Here is a 14816-nt window from a genome sequence, read left to right on the forward strand (position 1 = left end):
TAAGGACTTTTTCACGATTATTATAGGGACTTTAAAATAGATTTGGCAATTTACAAGCTAAATTGCCACAATAAATATTCAAACTCCATACCCATGATATCATTCTCTTCACAAGTATTGAGCATTTTATCCTCTTCTTCACCATTAATATTCAGTTGCCAATTTACATATTCTCTCAGACCAATTGTTAACATTTTAACACACTCCTCCAGAAAATTTCTACTAGCCTTATGGCCTAGTAGTTATTGTAATTGATATTAAATATACATACACTTAGAAAACATCTATTATTTCCACTTAGATACTTAATAAATATAATTAGTTATTATACTTAAAAACCATCTCTAACTTTGTTTTTATTTTAACATATTTATTTCTATCCGAAAAGCCTTTTTCTGAATTTTCTTTTAAATTTTTTGGATATTTTCATTCATTTTTCCTATAGATATATAATTTACGAAGCTTTCTAAAATATATGTGTTTTTTATATAGATTTTTGTATATAATTTATATTAGGTATTCATTTATTTTTATACACATACAATGGTTATTAGGTTGATCTATAACTATGTTTTAATATACAAATTCATGAATGTAGTATTATATTTTATATAGGAGTTGTTATTATATGAGTTTTGATTTTTTACAAGATAAAAATAAAAAAGTTCACTTTATTGGTATTGGTGGCATTAGTATGAGTGGTCTTGCTGAGATTCTACTTAAAAACGGATATACTGTATCTGGTTCAGATATGAAAAATTCAAATATGGTTGAAAAACTTAGAAATAAAGGTGCATATATATATATAGGACACAGTGCAGATAACATACAGGATTCAGATTTAGTAGTATACACTGCTGCTATCAGTGATGATAATCCTGAGTTTCAAAAGGCAATTGAACTAAACCTTCCTATGATGGATAGAGCTGAATTCTTAGGCAGAATTATGCTTGGCCATAAATATAATGTAGCTGTTGCTGGTACTCATGGCAAAACAACCACAACTTCAATGCTTGCCCACATTGTAATTGAAGAACAAGTGGATCCTACCATATTAGTAGGTGGAGAATTAGATGTTATAGAGGGTAATGTTCTTGCTGGAAATAGTGATTACTTTGTTACTGAAGCTTGTGAGTATAAAGGATCTTTCTTAAAATTTCATCCTTATATAGGAATTATATTAAATGTAGATGCAGACCATTTAGATTTTTATAAGGATATAAATCACATAAAAGATACTTTTAATAAATTTATAGATATCATACCAGATGATGGTTTCCTTGTATGCAATAGTGATGATAGTAACGTTTCTGATATATTAAATAATCATAAATGTACTATAATGACTTACGGAATAAATAATGGTGAGTATAAAGCTAAAAATATAACTTATAATTCTCTTGGTTGTGGTTCTTATGATTTATATAAAAATGACCATATGTTATTTCCTATAGCCTTAAATGTGCCTGGAGAACATAATGTGCTTAACTCTTTAGCTGCTATATGTACATCCTTAGCTCTTAACATTTCTAATGAATCTATAATTAAAGGATTATCTAATTTTGGAGGAACTCATAGAAGATTTGAATTTAAGGGTTCTAAAAATGGTGTTACTGTAATAGATGATTATGCTCATCATCCAACAGAAATTCAAGCTACTCTTAGTGCTTGTAAAAATTATCCTCATAAAGATTTATATGTGGTATTTCAACCTCATACCTACACTCGAACTATAACTCTTTTTGATGACTTTGTAAGAACCTTCAATGGAGTAAAGCATTTATTATTAGCAGATATATACGCTGCTCGTGAAAAAGATACTGGAATTGTTAACTCAGTAAAGTTAGGCGATGCTATAAGACTTACAGGAGTTGATGCAATAAACTATCATAGCTTTGAAGAAATAGTTAATCACTTAAAATCAAAGGCCAAGGATGGTGATCTTATTATTACCGTAGGTGCTGGAGATATAAATGTTGTTGGTGAAATGTATCTAGCTAATTAATTTTATCTTATACCAATTAATATAGCTATCCTTTAATTAAGATAGCTATATTTTTAATATATAAACGAGGTGACAAAATGAAATCAAACTTTAATAAAACTGTGTACATAGTTAATGCCTTTACTCACAATGATATGGGTGGAAACAAGGCTGGTGTAGTTATTGATTGTGATGACTTATCCTCTAATGACATGGCAGCTATCGCAAAAGAAGTAAAACTTTCCGAAACTGCCTTTGTGATAAAATCAAAATGTGACGATTATGACTATGAGGTTAGATTTTTTACCCCTTCAACAGAAGTTGATTTATGTGGTCATGCTACCATCGCCACTTTCTATACCTTAGCTAAATTAGGCTTTATCAAACCAAGTACAAGTCCAGTAAAATTAAAACAAAAAACTCTTGCCGGTATTTTAGACATAGAAATTTATTTTGATAATGAAAAAATTGCCTATGTGCTTATGACTCAAACTAATCCTAAGTTCTATTCATATATTGATGATGTAAAAGAACTTTGTGATATATTAGGAATAACCTTAGAAGATGCTGGAATCCAAGGTCATGCATTAAGACCTATGATAATTTCTACAGGGCTTAAAGATATAATGTTCCCAGTTAAATCTCTAAATGCTCTAAAAAGAATAAATCCAGATTTTCAAGGCCTAAAAGAATACACAGATAACTTAAATTTAGTAGGTCTTCATGCCTTCTCTTTAGAAACTGAAAATTCTAAAAGCACTGTTGCAACTAGAAATTTCGGTCCTAGTGTAGGTATCGATGAAGAAAGTGCTACTGGCACATCTAATGGCGCATTATGTGCATACATAATGAAACATAACATACTTGATTTTAAAGATAAACTAACCATATGTTGCGAACAAGGTTATTACATGAATAATCCAAGTGAAATCATCTGCACGGGTGAAGCTATTAATAATGACTATTTAATAAAAGTTGGTGGCATAGGAAGTATAGAAAAAACTATAGAGGTGACTTATAAATAGTCACCCCTTTCTTTTTTTACTTAAATAAAGATTTTAAATTTGATCTCTCCTGTTGTATCTGACTTTTTACATTTGATGATGGATTAAACAAAGAGTCATACCTAAATAGTAATATTCCTTTGTACTTCTTTAACTTTCTTGAAGCTTCCACCTGTCTTTTTAATATATCTGTACTATTTCTCCACTCATCCTTTCCATTACCTGCCCAAGTATCTTCACTACCAACTTTATATACAGATAAACCTATATATAAATTTACTGTAGATTCAGCAACAAGACTATCAAACTCTTCAATAACTTGTTGAAAATTGCTATTATCATTTAAAAAGCCATAATATATTTGTGGACAAATATAATCAATATATCCAGGGTTTTGAATCCACTTCTTCACATCAATAAATTGGCTATTATAGTTATTATCCATAGAGCCTTGTGGACTTATTCCAAAGACTACCTCTGGGCTTATCTCTTTAACAATTGAATAAACCTGCCTTACGAGAATATTAACATTTTCACGTCTCCAACTCTCTAAATCTAAATCTCCTCCTGAACTTGTATACTCGCCATAAGCTTTACTATCTATAGACACATCACTAGATGGATAAAAATAATCATCAAAATGTATTCCATCAACTTCATAGTTCTCCACTATTTCTTTTACTCCATTCACTATAAGTTGCCTAACTTCTTCTTTGGCAGGATTATAATATATTCCACCATTACATTTTATTATATTATCACTACCATCTTTTATCCATTTGCTAGCAGGATTCTCCAAAGACAGTGGCAACTTAACACTATCACTTCTAACTCTATAGGGATTAATCCAAGCCTCTACTCTTATATTTCTTAAATGAGCTTCCTCTATAATAACTTGAAGAGGATCATATCCCGGAGCATTACCTTCTATGCCCGAACAATATATAGACCATGGATAATATTTAGATTGATATAAGGCATCAGAAAAAGGTCTTACATGTACAATTAAAGTATTCAACCCCATAGATTCTACATTATCTATTGCTTGTGATATATTTTTTCTAAATTCATTTTCATTTTTCCCCTTAAGCATAGCTGATAAATCTAAATAAGATAACCAAATTCCCTTTATCTCATCATAATTTATAATTTCTCTTTCTTTATTAATTATTTCATGGCTACTATTATCAATATTATCAAAGCATATAATCCACACTAATCCCAAAATAACTAATATAATTACTCCTAAAGTAGCAAGATTCATTTTATTCATTTATGCTCCCCCTTAATTTAAGAATAATATATACCTATGCTCATAATCTAATCTATAGAATTTAATTATAGTAAATATATCTATTTATACCTGGAAAACTTCTTCCAAAGTTCATCAACTTCACTTTGCTCTAAAAAACTAGATAATATTCTATAATCCCTTTTCCCCACGTAAAATATAATCCCTTTATTATCCCTCATTGCTTTATTTACATCTCTAAAATAAAGAGTTTTTGGTTTTTCATTCATATTGTTATTTATACAAAATTTATCTTTATATACTTTTATATATTTAAGCTCATCAATGCTTCTTACTTTTTTAGTAACAAGACCTGTAACTATTAATCCTACTATAAAAAACACTAATAAAAATCTCCCATAAAAAAGATTGTTCCTTATAAATAATCCTATTGTAATTATGAGTAAAAGACTCGATAAAAGTATACTATTAGACAATTGCTTTCTCATATATCTTTTAGAAGCCTTACTAAACCTATATTCCTTCATCTTTTGTACTCCTCCTTTTTTTAATGACAATAATATTATGTAAATATATATTAAACTTTTTGTATTCAGTAACATCTTTTATTATTTACAATATACTGATTTTATAATACCTTTTATTGGCCTTTTAAAAATAATATATAATATCGCAAAACTTTTTGCATAAAATATGTTGACAACCTATTAAATATATCATATAATAATTTTTGTCGGCGGGGTGTGGCGCAGATGGGAGCGCGCGTGGTTTGGGACCATGAGGTCGCAGGTTCAATCCCTGTCACCCCGACCAAAAGGAACATGAATGTCATGTTCCTTTTTATTTTACTATATATGTTTTTATTTACTATAGGAAGATAGTGTTTTGTAACTAGACCTTAAATCTGCTATAAGAACAATGTCTTTTTTTAATAATATATCATTTGGTGAAAATTATATGCATTACTAAAGAAACAATATATATTAATATTATAGTTGTATGAAACTTTCTTATTTGGCCCCTCTTATCTCTATAAATAAATTTATTTATAATTCCAGTAGCTACCATTATTAAAACACACACAAAGGTTGCAATTCCCCAAAAAGAAAAACTTTCCTTATAATTCATTATTAACATATGAATTATTGAAGAAATAAATGCACCCACTCCAAACACCCCATGGTTTTCTTCTAAAACATTATTTATGTTAATAGTTTTATTTATTATGCCTCTATGTTTTTTCTTTGACAAACCTTTAATAAACTTATTATAAAACCCTAAAGATACTACTCTTGACAATGCTCCTAAAGTAAATATAACCGAAATAACCCCCCAAAACTTACCTAAAAGATCCATAGTTTCCCCCCTTTATTTTACTAATACATTATATGTTTTTAATTTTATTACATTCTTTCTTATTACTTTTTTATTAGTAGTAAAAGGTAGTTTCCACATTATATTCATTACTCTTTACATTAAAAGTTTTATTTGTTATGTTAATATGCGGGGGTGATAATATATGTTTAAAAATATAGACGCTGCAATTTTTGATATGGATGGTACTATAGTTGATTCTATGTGGGTATGGAATAAAATCGATACGGAATACCTAGCTAAACATAATTTAGATGTTCCTCCATCATTAAATAATGACATTGCTCATCTTAGCTTTAATGAAGTAGCTATTTACTTTAAGAATTCCTTTAATTTACCCTATACCTTAGAAGAAATTAAAGAGCATTGGAATGACATGGCTTATGAAGCTTACTGTAATAAAGTGAAACTAAAGCCTGGTGTTAAAGAATTTTTTAACCTACTTAAAGAAAATAATATAAAAATTGCATTGGCTACTAGCAATAACACTTTACTTTTAGAAGCTTGCTTAAAAGCTAATGGAATATATGAATATTTTGATACAATAGCCTTAACTAATGAGGTAAAAAGGGGAAAAGATTTTCCAGATGTATATCTTCTAGCAGCAAATAAATTAGGTGTTTCTCCTGATAAGTGCATGGTTTTTGAAGACTTACTTCCAGCCATTCAAGGTGCTAAAAAAGCTGGTATGAAGGTTATAGGCGTATATGATGAACATTCCCTAGAGCAGCACAATGACATGAAAGCTTTAGCTGATGATTTTATATTAGATTATGTTAGTTTTTCTTTAGCTATGTAATAATTAAAGGTAGTCTTAGTAAGAATTAAATTATCTTCTAGGACAACCTTTATTTCTTTTATGTATATTTTAATTCACAATAGGACTGGTTTCAGCATTTATCAGCTGAATTAAATCCCTTGGTGCTATTTCTACTTGAAATCCAATTTTACCACCACTTACAATGATTTTATCTAGATTCAGGGATGAATCATCAATTACAGTATTATAATTTTTCTTCATACCTATAGGCGAGCATCCACCTCTAATATATCCCGTTATCTTAAGCATATCACTAACTTTTATCATTTCTACTGACTTTTCTCCTACACGCTTTGCCGCCGCCTTAAGATTCAGTTCCTTTGCCACAGGAACTACGAATACATAAAAATCTCCACTATGGCCTTTTGTAACAAGAGTCTTAAATACATTCTCTACTGCTACTCCAAGTTTATTGGCTACTGATATTCCATCTACAGCACTATCCTTAACCTCATATGTATATATATTATAATTTATATTACTATTATCTAGTATCCTCATCACATTAGTTTTAGTATTAGCCATTTATTCATCAACTCCTCACATAGAATTATATCACTAAACTTTTACTAGTTTTATTAATATTACTTATTAATTTTACTAAGTCTATTTCATAAATAAAAGGAATATATTTATACTACCAAACTCTTTTATGGAGGTACATTCGTGATAAAAACTTTTTTCATTTATGTCCTACTTCTTACCTCTGGTGGATTAGGAATTTTATATTATCTTTTAAATGATAAATATAACAAACAAAATATTCAAGTAAGAGTTCTAACAAAACAAAATAATAGTTTAACATCTCAATTAAACACTATTAATAAGCCAAATGAAACTTTAAAAGTTTACTCTAGACCTATTAGATTTAATACTGGTGAAACAATAAAACGGTGCTCTCTTTATATCTCACCTCTCAGTAATAGTCCTATACTCCGCTCCATCCCATCTAACTCAAGGGTAGCAATTCTTGATGGAGTTGAAGCTTTAGAAACCTTATGGTACGAGGTACGCCTTATAACCTCTGACACAGTAAATACAAAGGGTTTTGTTAGACAAGAATTGATTAAAGAACTTCAAATTATAGAAACTCACATTATAAAAAATTAAATCTTTCTCTAAAAGAAATCAAATTATTCATAGTATTATTAAAATTTTTAAAAACAAAACGACCAGGATATACTTGGCCGTTTTATTCTTTAAAATTATTTATCCATATATTCTCTTGTAGGTGGTAGATCGTTTTTAGCTCCTTTAGTAAATAGCATTTGATGTAAATCTACAACTCCATTATTAAATGAAGCCGCACAAGAACATAAATATATTTCCCACATTCTTATAAATCTTTCATCTACCAATTTTTTAATTTCATCTATATTATCTTGAAAATTTTTATACCAATAAAGCAATGTTTTCTTGTAATGAAGTCTTAAACTTTCTACATCTATAGTACAAAACTTATGCTCACAAGCAGTATCCATTATTTCTCTTATACTAGGAATTACACCGCCTGGAAAGATGTATTTTTTAATCCATGGGTCTCCTTGAGATTCATGGATACTACTTATATAGTGTAATAAAAACTCACCTTTAGGATTTAATACTTTACTTACATTATCAAAGAATAAACTGTAATTTTCTCTTCCAACATGCTCAATCATACCAACACTAACTACTCTATCAAAGGTCATACCTGAATCCTTTAATTTTCTATAGTCTAAAAGCTTAACTTGTAGATACTCCCTTAGGTTTTCCTTCTCAATTAGCTCTGAAAACCCCTTATATTGTTCTTCACTAAGGGTTATACCAACGCCATGGATTTTATATTTTTTAGCAGCTTCTACTAATAAATACCCCCAACCACATCCAATATCTAATAAGCTCATACCTTCCTTTAAATTAAGCTTATTAAGTATATGATATATTTTATTCATCTGAGCTTCTTCTAATGTATCATTATCATTTTTAAAGTAAGCGCAAGAGTAACTCATGGTTTTATCAAGCCATAACTTATAAAAATCGTTTCCTATATCATAATGAGAACATACCTCCTCCTTTTGATGCTTTAAAGAAGTAGAAGTATGCAGTAGCTTTTTAAGACCTTTTATATCTAAGGTAAACTTATCTATGTTACTTAATAGCGTATCAAGAGCATAGTATAGATCTCCTTCTATTAAATCTATATCTCCATTCATATAAGCTTCTCCTAAAGCGAGAGAAGTACTTTTTAGCAAATCAGTTTTATTAGGTAATTTTCTTATAACTATCTTAAACTTAGGTTCACCTTCACCTATAATAAATTTCCCTTCGTCCTTATATTTTACCGAAAAAGGAACTGTATCAAACTGTTTTAAAAATCCTTCAATTAAACTTTTTTCTATTGCCATAATTTCCTCCACTAATTAACAAAATCTTTTTATATTATGGACAATATTTTCTATAAGAATACAAAGGTTACTTATTGTTCACAAATTCCCTTTTGGGATTCCTTTTTAATTTTTTTAAGTGCTTTTTTAGAACCTCTTTCTATATCATGTTCTAACTTTCTTTCCTTATAAGCTATAAAAATCTGATTTAAGTCATAACCTTCAGGATATAACTCTGTAGCACTAACCTCTAGCTTTAACCTCTTATAATTCACTTCAATAAAATCACCATCTAAAAATACAATTATATTATTAAATTCATCTTTTTCTTTATATACAACCCCTGGTAACTTCTTATCTAGAACAATAACCCTATCACCTTTTTCATAGTTATAGGATTCTTCACTATAATTATCAACTTCTTTATTTCTATTAATCTTGCTATCTCTTAACAATTCATAGTTATAACTTTTAGTTTCAATATATTTTCTTGTTCTATCTATTATTTTGTCAGCTATACCCATTTTTTTTGAAATATAAAGGGCATTACTATTTCCACTCTTCCCAATAGAAAGCTTATATAGTGGATCTAAGGTCTCTCTTTGGAATTCCATGGCTGCATTTTCAAAATCAGGATGATTCTGAGAAAAGTTCTTAATCTCTCCATAATGAGTAGATGCTATGGTAATGCATCCTTTATGATAAAACTCCTCTAGTATCGCAATAGCAAGTGCTGCTCCTTCATTAGGTTCTGTACCACTTCCTATCTCATCCAAAAGAAGAAGGGTATTTTTATTACTCTCCTTTAAAATTCCACTAAGATTCTTAACATGAGATGAAAATGTACTTAAAGCGTTTTCCACACTTTGATCGTCTCCAATATCCACAAATATTTTCTCAAATATGGCTATTTGGCTTCCTGATTCAGCACCTATATGAAATCCACTTTGCGTAGCTAATGTAAGAAGTCCCACTGTCTTTAACACCACTGTCTTCCCCCCTGCATTAGGTCCAGTTATAATCAAGGTTCTATAATCATCCCCTATATTAAAATCTAGCGGAACGGCATTTTTAATTAATGGATATCTACCCTTAATTATATTTATATATCCATGATTATTTAGAATTGGCTGTATTCCATCTATATCTTTACTATATTTTGCTTTTGCTATAATCATATCATATTCTGCAATGACTTCTATATTTATCTTTAACTCTTTAATCCTCTCAAATATCATATCAGTTAATGTTGCAAGTATTCTATACTCTTCCATGGCCTCTTCTGATTTTAGTGTAGTTAACTCCGTAGTATACTTTGATACAGAACTTGGCTCTATAAATACAGTAGTCCCTTTAGAAGACACTTCTACAATAGATCCTTGAACTTGATTCTTATAGGAAGCTTTTATAGGAATTGTATATCTACCATTCCTTTGACTTATAAAAAATTCTTGAATATATTCTTTATTGGCACTACTTCTTATAAACTTATCTAACCTTTCTTTTATCTTTTCTTCACAACTTTCTATATGTCGTCTAATTCTCTTAAGTTCTTTACTAGCATTAGAATCCACTATGCTTCCTTTAATTGAAGTCTCTATTTCCTCTTCAATATATTTTAATTCTGTGATACTTTTACCATAAGCACTTAAAGTTGGCGCATATCCTTCTTTATCTTCTATAAAAATTTTAACCTTTCTGCATCCACGCAAAAAATTATCTATTGTTGTTAGCTCTGATGGTTCAAGCACTGAGCCTTTTTCAATCTTATCTATCAAAGGAGCAATATTAAATATTCCCTTTAATGGCATGTGATAAGAAGCATCAATAAGGTTTCTACCTTCAGATGTTTCCTCTAACATTCTTTTCACTTGCTTAATATTATTACTAGGTTGAAGTTTATCTAGTAACTCTCTTCCTAATCCACTTACACAATAAGATTTAATAATTTCTTTTATTTTATTATAATGTAATTTTTCCAATGTACTAATATTCATTTTCACGATTCCTTTACTTATTATTAAGTCCATGAAATCCTTCATAGATTTCCAAAATAAAAAAAGCCATGGATACTCCCACAGCTTTAAACTTGCCATTAACAGAGATAGCTATAGCTATCCTAAGGTAAATTTCGTGGACTTGTATCTTTAATAGTTTTAATTAATCCCACAACAAATAAAGGTATATACTACCCAAATTTTTAAGATTAATATTTAATTACTATTTTAAATACTAGACACTCACAAAAATACCTCTCTCTCATTTTCGAAATCTATGTAACTTAATGTTAAAGCATTATTTATAAAAAATCAATACATTTTTTAAATCAAATATATCCATTAATAAAATATTTTCTTTTCCATTGTTTTACTTATATGTAACATATGCTATAATAATTTTATTACTTGTATTTTATTGAAGGAGGGTTAAGTATGTTATCACTTACATTTTTTATATTTATGCTAATATCACTAGGATTTCTAATATACTTTAATTATCATCCTCATGGCTATAAAATGCCTATAGTTAAGACTATTACTAGTCTATTATTTATTGCTATATGCGTATCTAGCTATAAAATTCTTTACTTCAATACCCAATACTTCATATTTATACTTTTTGCATTAATAACATCTTTAATTGGAGATGTATTCCTTGCCTTTAATACTAATAAAGATGATGAAGTAAGCAAAATGTTTGTATATGGATTAATTAGTTTTTCTATTGCTCATATATTCTTTTCTTTAGCCTTTGCTACTCTTACCCCTGTGCTAATTTGGCATGTTCTATTATTTATTCTAATTTCAATAATCTCTATTCTATTTTTAAATCTAATAAAAGGCTTTGATTTTAAGGGAGCCTATAAACTAGTTGTTACTTATTCAATTATAATTAGTTTTATGGTTACAAGGGCATTATCATTAACTCCCTTAATCCATGAAAACTTTTTAAGTACTATACTTATAATTATAGGTGCATGTCTCTTCTTTTTATCTGATTTAATTTTGTGTTTTATATACTTTCATAAAAAATCACCATCTTACATGACAGCATTGAACTTGTTATGTTACTATGTAGGACAAGGTCTTATAGCTCTTAGTTTAGCTCTATAACAGCTTTACAACATAAGCAGTATAAATTCTATAAATAAAAAATAGATATTAGTATAGTTTTATTAATATCTATTCTTTATTTGCTCCAACCTATGTATATATTCTAATTTTCTTTATCCTATTCCTATCTATATCTTCAATTATAAATCTATAATTACTATAAATTATTTCTTCGCTTATATTAGGGAATCTTCCTAGCACACCTATTATAAATCCACCTATGGAATCAAATTCCTCGGACTCAATTTTTGTTCCTATAAGTTCATTTATATCCTCTATTCTAACACTTCCTTCAACTATATACTCATCTTCCTTTACCACATATATTTCTGGTTCTTCATCATCATATTCATCACTTATATCCCCAACTATCTCCTCTATTAAATCTTCAATAGTTACAATTCCAACGGTTCCACCATATTCATCAAGGACTACTACCATATGCTGCCTATTTTTATTCATATCTTTAAATAGCTCTGTAACCTTTCTAAACTCATAGGTATAGGTTATTTCCCTCATATAGTTTTTCAAACTAAATCCCTTAGTATCTTCCATAAATATAATATCCTTAACATTTAATATCCCCACTATATTATCTATAGTATTTGAATATATCGGTATTCTTGAAAACCCTTCTTCCTTTATAACTGAAATAATCTTATCCAAACTTTCCTCTATATCTAAAGCTATTATGTCTACCCTTTGAACCATAACATCCTTTGCATAAAGGTCTCCAAATTGAAATACATTATGAATCATATCCTTTTCCTCTGACTTTAGTATACCTTCCTCTTCACTAACGTCCACCATAGTTTTTAATTCATCTTCTGTTATAAATGGTTTATTACTATCACTTTTCCCTCCAAGTAATTTTATAAAGAACTTTGATATTGTAGTAGTTATGATAACTACTGGTTTAAGCATCTTACTTACAATAAATATTGGATTTGCAACTCTTAGTGATATTTGCTCAGAATTTTGTGAAGCTAAAGTTTTTGGGGTAATCTCACCAAAAATAAGTACTACTATAGTCATTATTATAGTACTTATAGCCACACCTCTACTTCCAATAAGATTAATAGCTAAAACCGTTGCTAAAGAAGATGATGCTATATTCACAACATTATTCCCAACTAAAATTGATGCTAATAAGCTACTAGGATTATCAGTTAATTCCTTAACTCTATTAGATCCCTTTATGTTTTCCTCTACCATATGTCTAACCCTTATCTTGCTAATAGACATTAAGGCAGTTTCTGATGCAGAGAAAAAGCTAGATAGTATTATTAATATTATTAATCCTATAATCTGTATATATATTATTGAACTCAAACCTACTCCTCCTCTCACTTAACTAATATCTACTTCAATTGATATTAAACAAAACTTTAAAAGTAGTAATGAAATAAAATATATATCTTAATTATGCTACATTTCACTCTAAAATATTATCTAAAAGGTTTTATAAGAAAAATATATCTTTTAATAAAATATATTTTTAAAAATCATAATAAAGGTGTCACCAATATATTAGAATAATCATAATATGTAGTATGCCTCTAAGGTATTGGAGGGAAATAAATGAGTAATATGTATAGTAACTATAATAATTATAATGATGCTTATGAAGACTATGAGAATTATGAATGTTATCCTAACTATTCTAATTATGAATATGATGCCAATGATAACTATATGAACCACAATAACTGTAGTAATAATTCTAATGACTCTTGTAGACACAAAGAGCAAACCCATGTTCATGAATATACTGGTAGTACAATAATAGCTTCTGAAGATTGTTCAGTTCATAACCATCGATTTGCTGGGGTAACTGGTGAAGCTATTCCTTACCGTAACTCACACGTCCATAAGCTTCAAACAAATACTGATTTCTATGATCACTTTCATGAAATTTGTGATACAACTGGACCAGCTATTCCGGTTGGCAATGGAAGACATGTTCACTTTGTAAAAGGAAGAACTTCTGATGAAGATGACCATACTCATAAATATATGTTTGCGACTTTAATTGAATCACCAACTCTTTGTAACCACAAAAGATAATATATAAAGTTATTTAACTTAAAATAGAATAACTACAACCTAGTAAATTCCAGGTTGTAGTTTAAATAATATTCTCTATACATACTCTAGCTTCATAAGATTCCCTTTTACAATTTGTCCCCCCCAGGTACTTTTAAAGGAATGAAACTAGAGTTTATACAACCCAAAACTTATTAAAATCCCTGTAATATAGTATTGCAGGGATTTTATTATACAGACTATTCATCAATAATCTTTGTACTACATAGGATTTGGGGACTTTATTTATAGCTTCTCTTTATTAATTAACTTATTTATCGAATCCTCTACTCGTTTTTTTCGTGTTTCTTCCTTTTTAGCAGAATCTATATAATCCACATATTTCTTCTGATTAGAGTAAGATAAACTATTCCAAAAATCATATACTTCATTAGATTCTTCAATTCTTATTTTAAAATCTTCAGGAAGATTAATTTTTCTTTCTTCCTCATCCTTTTCAACTGTAACTTTAACATAATCTCCAATATCTTTATTTATCTTTTTTCTTATATCTTTAGTTACACCTATTATGTGGCACTCTGTTCCCATTTTAACAATAGATCCCCTATATGGCACCCCATCAAAAGTAGCTTTAACTTTAACCCTCTTAGCTCCAAAAATTTCTTCTACATTAAAAGGTATCTCTATATATGCTCCACCTTTTCCCATTGCTTCTTTAAGTTGTCCTTCAAACTTCTCCATTATATTATTCTCCTTTATATATGAAATAAAATATTCACTATAACTTCGATATGTTATAACATAATATCATATACTAATTATAATAAAATCTCACTTAGGAAACTATACAAATATTC

The 14816-nt window shown here is 28.8% G+C and carries 15 protein-coding genes and 1 tRNA gene; 7 read left to right on the plus strand and 9 right to left on the minus strand.

What is annotated here, in order from left to right; all coding sequences use genetic code 11:
- Positions 1-50: 50 nt before the first annotated feature.
- Positions 51-194 (minus strand): hypothetical protein, encoded by a 144-nt coding sequence (locus B2S02_RS10780; RefSeq protein ID WP_156964321.1) that lies wholly within the window; start codon positions 192-194, stop codon positions 51-53.
- A gap of 434 nt (positions 195-628) precedes the next feature.
- On the opposite strand from B2S02_RS10780, the gene murC reads away from it, so the two are divergent.
- Together murC and B2S02_RS10790 are read left to right on the plus strand one after the other, a co-directional pair.
- The gene (murC, locus tag B2S02_RS10785; protein ID WP_346848834.1) at positions 629-2005 is read left to right on the plus strand and encodes a UDP-N-acetylmuramate--L-alanine ligase; all 1377 of its coding nucleotides are present in this window, start codon (positions 629-631) and stop codon (positions 2003-2005) included.
- Positions 2006-2082: 77 nt separating this feature from the next.
- Positions 2083-3009, plus strand: coding sequence for a PhzF family phenazine biosynthesis protein (locus B2S02_RS10790; protein ID WP_346876355.1), 927 nt, complete (start codon positions 2083-2085; stop codon positions 3007-3009).
- 16 nt (positions 3010-3025) lie between these two features.
- Here B2S02_RS10790 and B2S02_RS10795 read toward each other — a convergent pair whose 3' ends face one another.
- Both B2S02_RS10795 and B2S02_RS10800 read right to left on the minus strand, forming a co-directional pair.
- Complete coding sequence (locus tag B2S02_RS10795) at positions 3026-4261, minus strand: glycoside hydrolase family 10 protein (RefSeq protein WP_346848832.1); 1236 nt, start codon at positions 4259-4261, stop codon at positions 3026-3028.
- Positions 4262-4341: 80 nt separating this feature from the next.
- Positions 4342-4767: a hypothetical protein gene (locus B2S02_RS10800; RefSeq protein ID WP_346920696.1), complete on the minus strand. Its 426-nt coding sequence runs from the start codon at positions 4765-4767 to the stop codon at positions 4342-4344.
- A gap of 210 nt (positions 4768-4977) precedes the next feature.
- On the opposite strand from B2S02_RS10800, the gene B2S02_RS10805 reads away from it, so the two are divergent.
- Positions 4978-5053, plus strand: a tRNA-Pro gene (locus tag B2S02_RS10805).
- Positions 5054-5179: 126 nt separating this feature from the next.
- Here B2S02_RS10805 and B2S02_RS10810 read toward each other — a convergent pair.
- Positions 5180-5596, minus strand: coding sequence for a hypothetical protein (locus B2S02_RS10810; RefSeq protein WP_346848830.1), 417 nt, complete (start codon positions 5594-5596; stop codon positions 5180-5182).
- Positions 5597-5759: 163 nt separating this feature from the next.
- On the opposite strand from B2S02_RS10810, the gene B2S02_RS10815 reads away from it, so the two are divergent.
- A complete protein-coding gene (locus B2S02_RS10815; protein ID WP_346920697.1) occupies positions 5760-6413 on the plus strand; it encodes an HAD family phosphatase in 654 nt (217 codons plus the stop codon).
- Between the two features lie 69 nt (positions 6414-6482).
- Here B2S02_RS10815 and ybaK read toward each other — a convergent pair whose 3' ends face one another.
- Positions 6483-6959 (minus strand): Cys-tRNA(Pro) deacylase, encoded by a 477-nt coding sequence (gene ybaK, locus B2S02_RS10820; RefSeq protein ID WP_346920698.1) that lies wholly within the window; start codon positions 6957-6959, stop codon positions 6483-6485.
- Positions 6960-7100: 141 nt separating this feature from the next.
- Here ybaK and B2S02_RS10825 point away from each other — a divergent pair, with 141 nt between their 5' ends.
- Positions 7101-7544: a hypothetical protein gene (locus B2S02_RS10825; protein ID WP_346848827.1), complete on the plus strand. Its 444-nt coding sequence runs from the start codon at positions 7101-7103 to the stop codon at positions 7542-7544.
- A gap of 95 nt (positions 7545-7639) precedes the next feature.
- Here B2S02_RS10825 and B2S02_RS10830 read toward each other — a convergent pair whose 3' ends face one another.
- On the minus strand, positions 7640-8821 hold the full coding sequence (locus B2S02_RS10830) for a cyclopropane-fatty-acyl-phospholipid synthase family protein (protein ID WP_346848826.1): 1182 nt from the start codon (positions 8819-8821) through the stop codon (positions 7640-7642).
- A gap of 71 nt (positions 8822-8892) precedes the next feature.
- Positions 8893-10797, minus strand: a complete 1905-nt coding sequence (locus tag B2S02_RS10835) for an endonuclease MutS2 (protein WP_346920738.1) — start codon at positions 10795-10797, stop codon at positions 8893-8895.
- 435 nt (positions 10798-11232) lie between these two features.
- On the opposite strand from B2S02_RS10835, the gene B2S02_RS10840 reads away from it, so the two are divergent.
- Positions 11233-11913: a lysoplasmalogenase gene (locus B2S02_RS10840; protein ID WP_346848825.1), complete on the plus strand. Its 681-nt coding sequence runs from the start codon at positions 11233-11235 to the stop codon at positions 11911-11913.
- Between the two features lie 90 nt (positions 11914-12003).
- On the opposite strand, the gene B2S02_RS10845 is transcribed toward B2S02_RS10840, so the two are convergent.
- On the minus strand, positions 12004-13245 hold the full coding sequence (locus B2S02_RS10845) for a hemolysin family protein (RefSeq protein ID WP_346848824.1): 1242 nt from the start codon (positions 13243-13245) through the stop codon (positions 12004-12006).
- A 363-nt stretch (positions 13246-13608) separates the two neighbouring features.
- Between B2S02_RS10845 and B2S02_RS10850 the strand changes: the two genes are divergently transcribed.
- Positions 13609-13980, plus strand: coding sequence for a YmaF family protein (locus B2S02_RS10850; RefSeq protein WP_346848872.1), 372 nt, complete (start codon positions 13609-13611; stop codon positions 13978-13980).
- Between the two features lie 264 nt (positions 13981-14244).
- On the opposite strand, the gene B2S02_RS10855 is transcribed toward B2S02_RS10850, so the two are convergent.
- The gene (locus tag B2S02_RS10855) at positions 14245-14700 is read right to left on the minus strand and encodes a YdeI/OmpD-associated family protein (protein WP_346848823.1); all 456 of its coding nucleotides are present in this window, start codon (positions 14698-14700) and stop codon (positions 14245-14247) included.
- Positions 14701-14816: the final 116 nt, after the last annotated feature.

The sequence above is a fragment of the Clostridium sp. UBA7339 genome (assembly GCF_002470865.1).
In the GTDB taxonomy this organism is placed as follows: Bacteria; Bacillota; Clostridia; order Clostridiales; family Clostridiaceae; genus Clostridium_J; species Clostridium_J sulfidigenes.

What these genes read in the sequence shown, in the direction of transcription:
- B2S02_RS10780 (WP_156964321.1), bottom strand. Translation starts at nt 194, where the DNA reads ATGTTAACAATTGGTCTGAGAGAATATGTAAATTGGCAACTGAATATT.
- murC (WP_346848834.1), top strand. Translation starts at nt 629, where the DNA reads ATGAGTTTTGATTTTTTACAAGATAAAAATAAAAAAGTTCACTTTATT.
- B2S02_RS10790 (WP_346876355.1), top strand. Translation starts at nt 2,083, where the DNA reads ATGAAATCAAACTTTAATAAAACTGTGTACATAGTTAATGCCTTTACT.
- B2S02_RS10795 (WP_346848832.1), bottom strand. Translation starts at nt 4,261, where the DNA reads ATGAATAAAATGAATCTTGCTACTTTAGGAGTAATTATATTAGTTATT.
- B2S02_RS10800 (WP_346920696.1), bottom strand. Translation starts at nt 4,767, where the DNA reads ATGAAGGAATATAGGTTTAGTAAGGCTTCTAAAAGATATATGAGAAAG.
- B2S02_RS10810 (WP_346848830.1), bottom strand. Translation starts at nt 5,596, where the DNA reads ATGGATCTTTTAGGTAAGTTTTGGGGGGTTATTTCGGTTATATTTACT.
- B2S02_RS10815 (WP_346920697.1), top strand. Translation starts at nt 5,760, where the DNA reads ATGTTTAAAAATATAGACGCTGCAATTTTTGATATGGATGGTACTATA.
- ybaK (WP_346920698.1), bottom strand. Translation starts at nt 6,959, where the DNA reads ATGGCTAATACTAAAACTAATGTGATGAGGATACTAGATAATAGTAAT.
- B2S02_RS10830 (WP_346848826.1), bottom strand. Translation starts at nt 8,821, where the DNA reads ATGGCAATAGAAAAAAGTTTAATTGAAGGATTTTTAAAACAGTTTGAT.
- B2S02_RS10835 (WP_346920738.1), bottom strand. Translation starts at nt 10,797, where the DNA reads ATGAATATTAGTACATTGGAAAAATTACATTATAATAAAATAAAAGAA.
- B2S02_RS10840 (WP_346848825.1), top strand. Translation starts at nt 11,233, where the DNA reads ATGTTATCACTTACATTTTTTATATTTATGCTAATATCACTAGGATTT.
- B2S02_RS10850 (WP_346848872.1), top strand. Translation starts at nt 13,609, where the DNA reads ATGAACCACAATAACTGTAGTAATAATTCTAATGACTCTTGTAGACAC.
- B2S02_RS10855 (WP_346848823.1), bottom strand. Translation starts at nt 14,700, where the DNA reads ATGGAGAAGTTTGAAGGACAACTTAAAGAAGCAATGGGAAAAGGTGGA.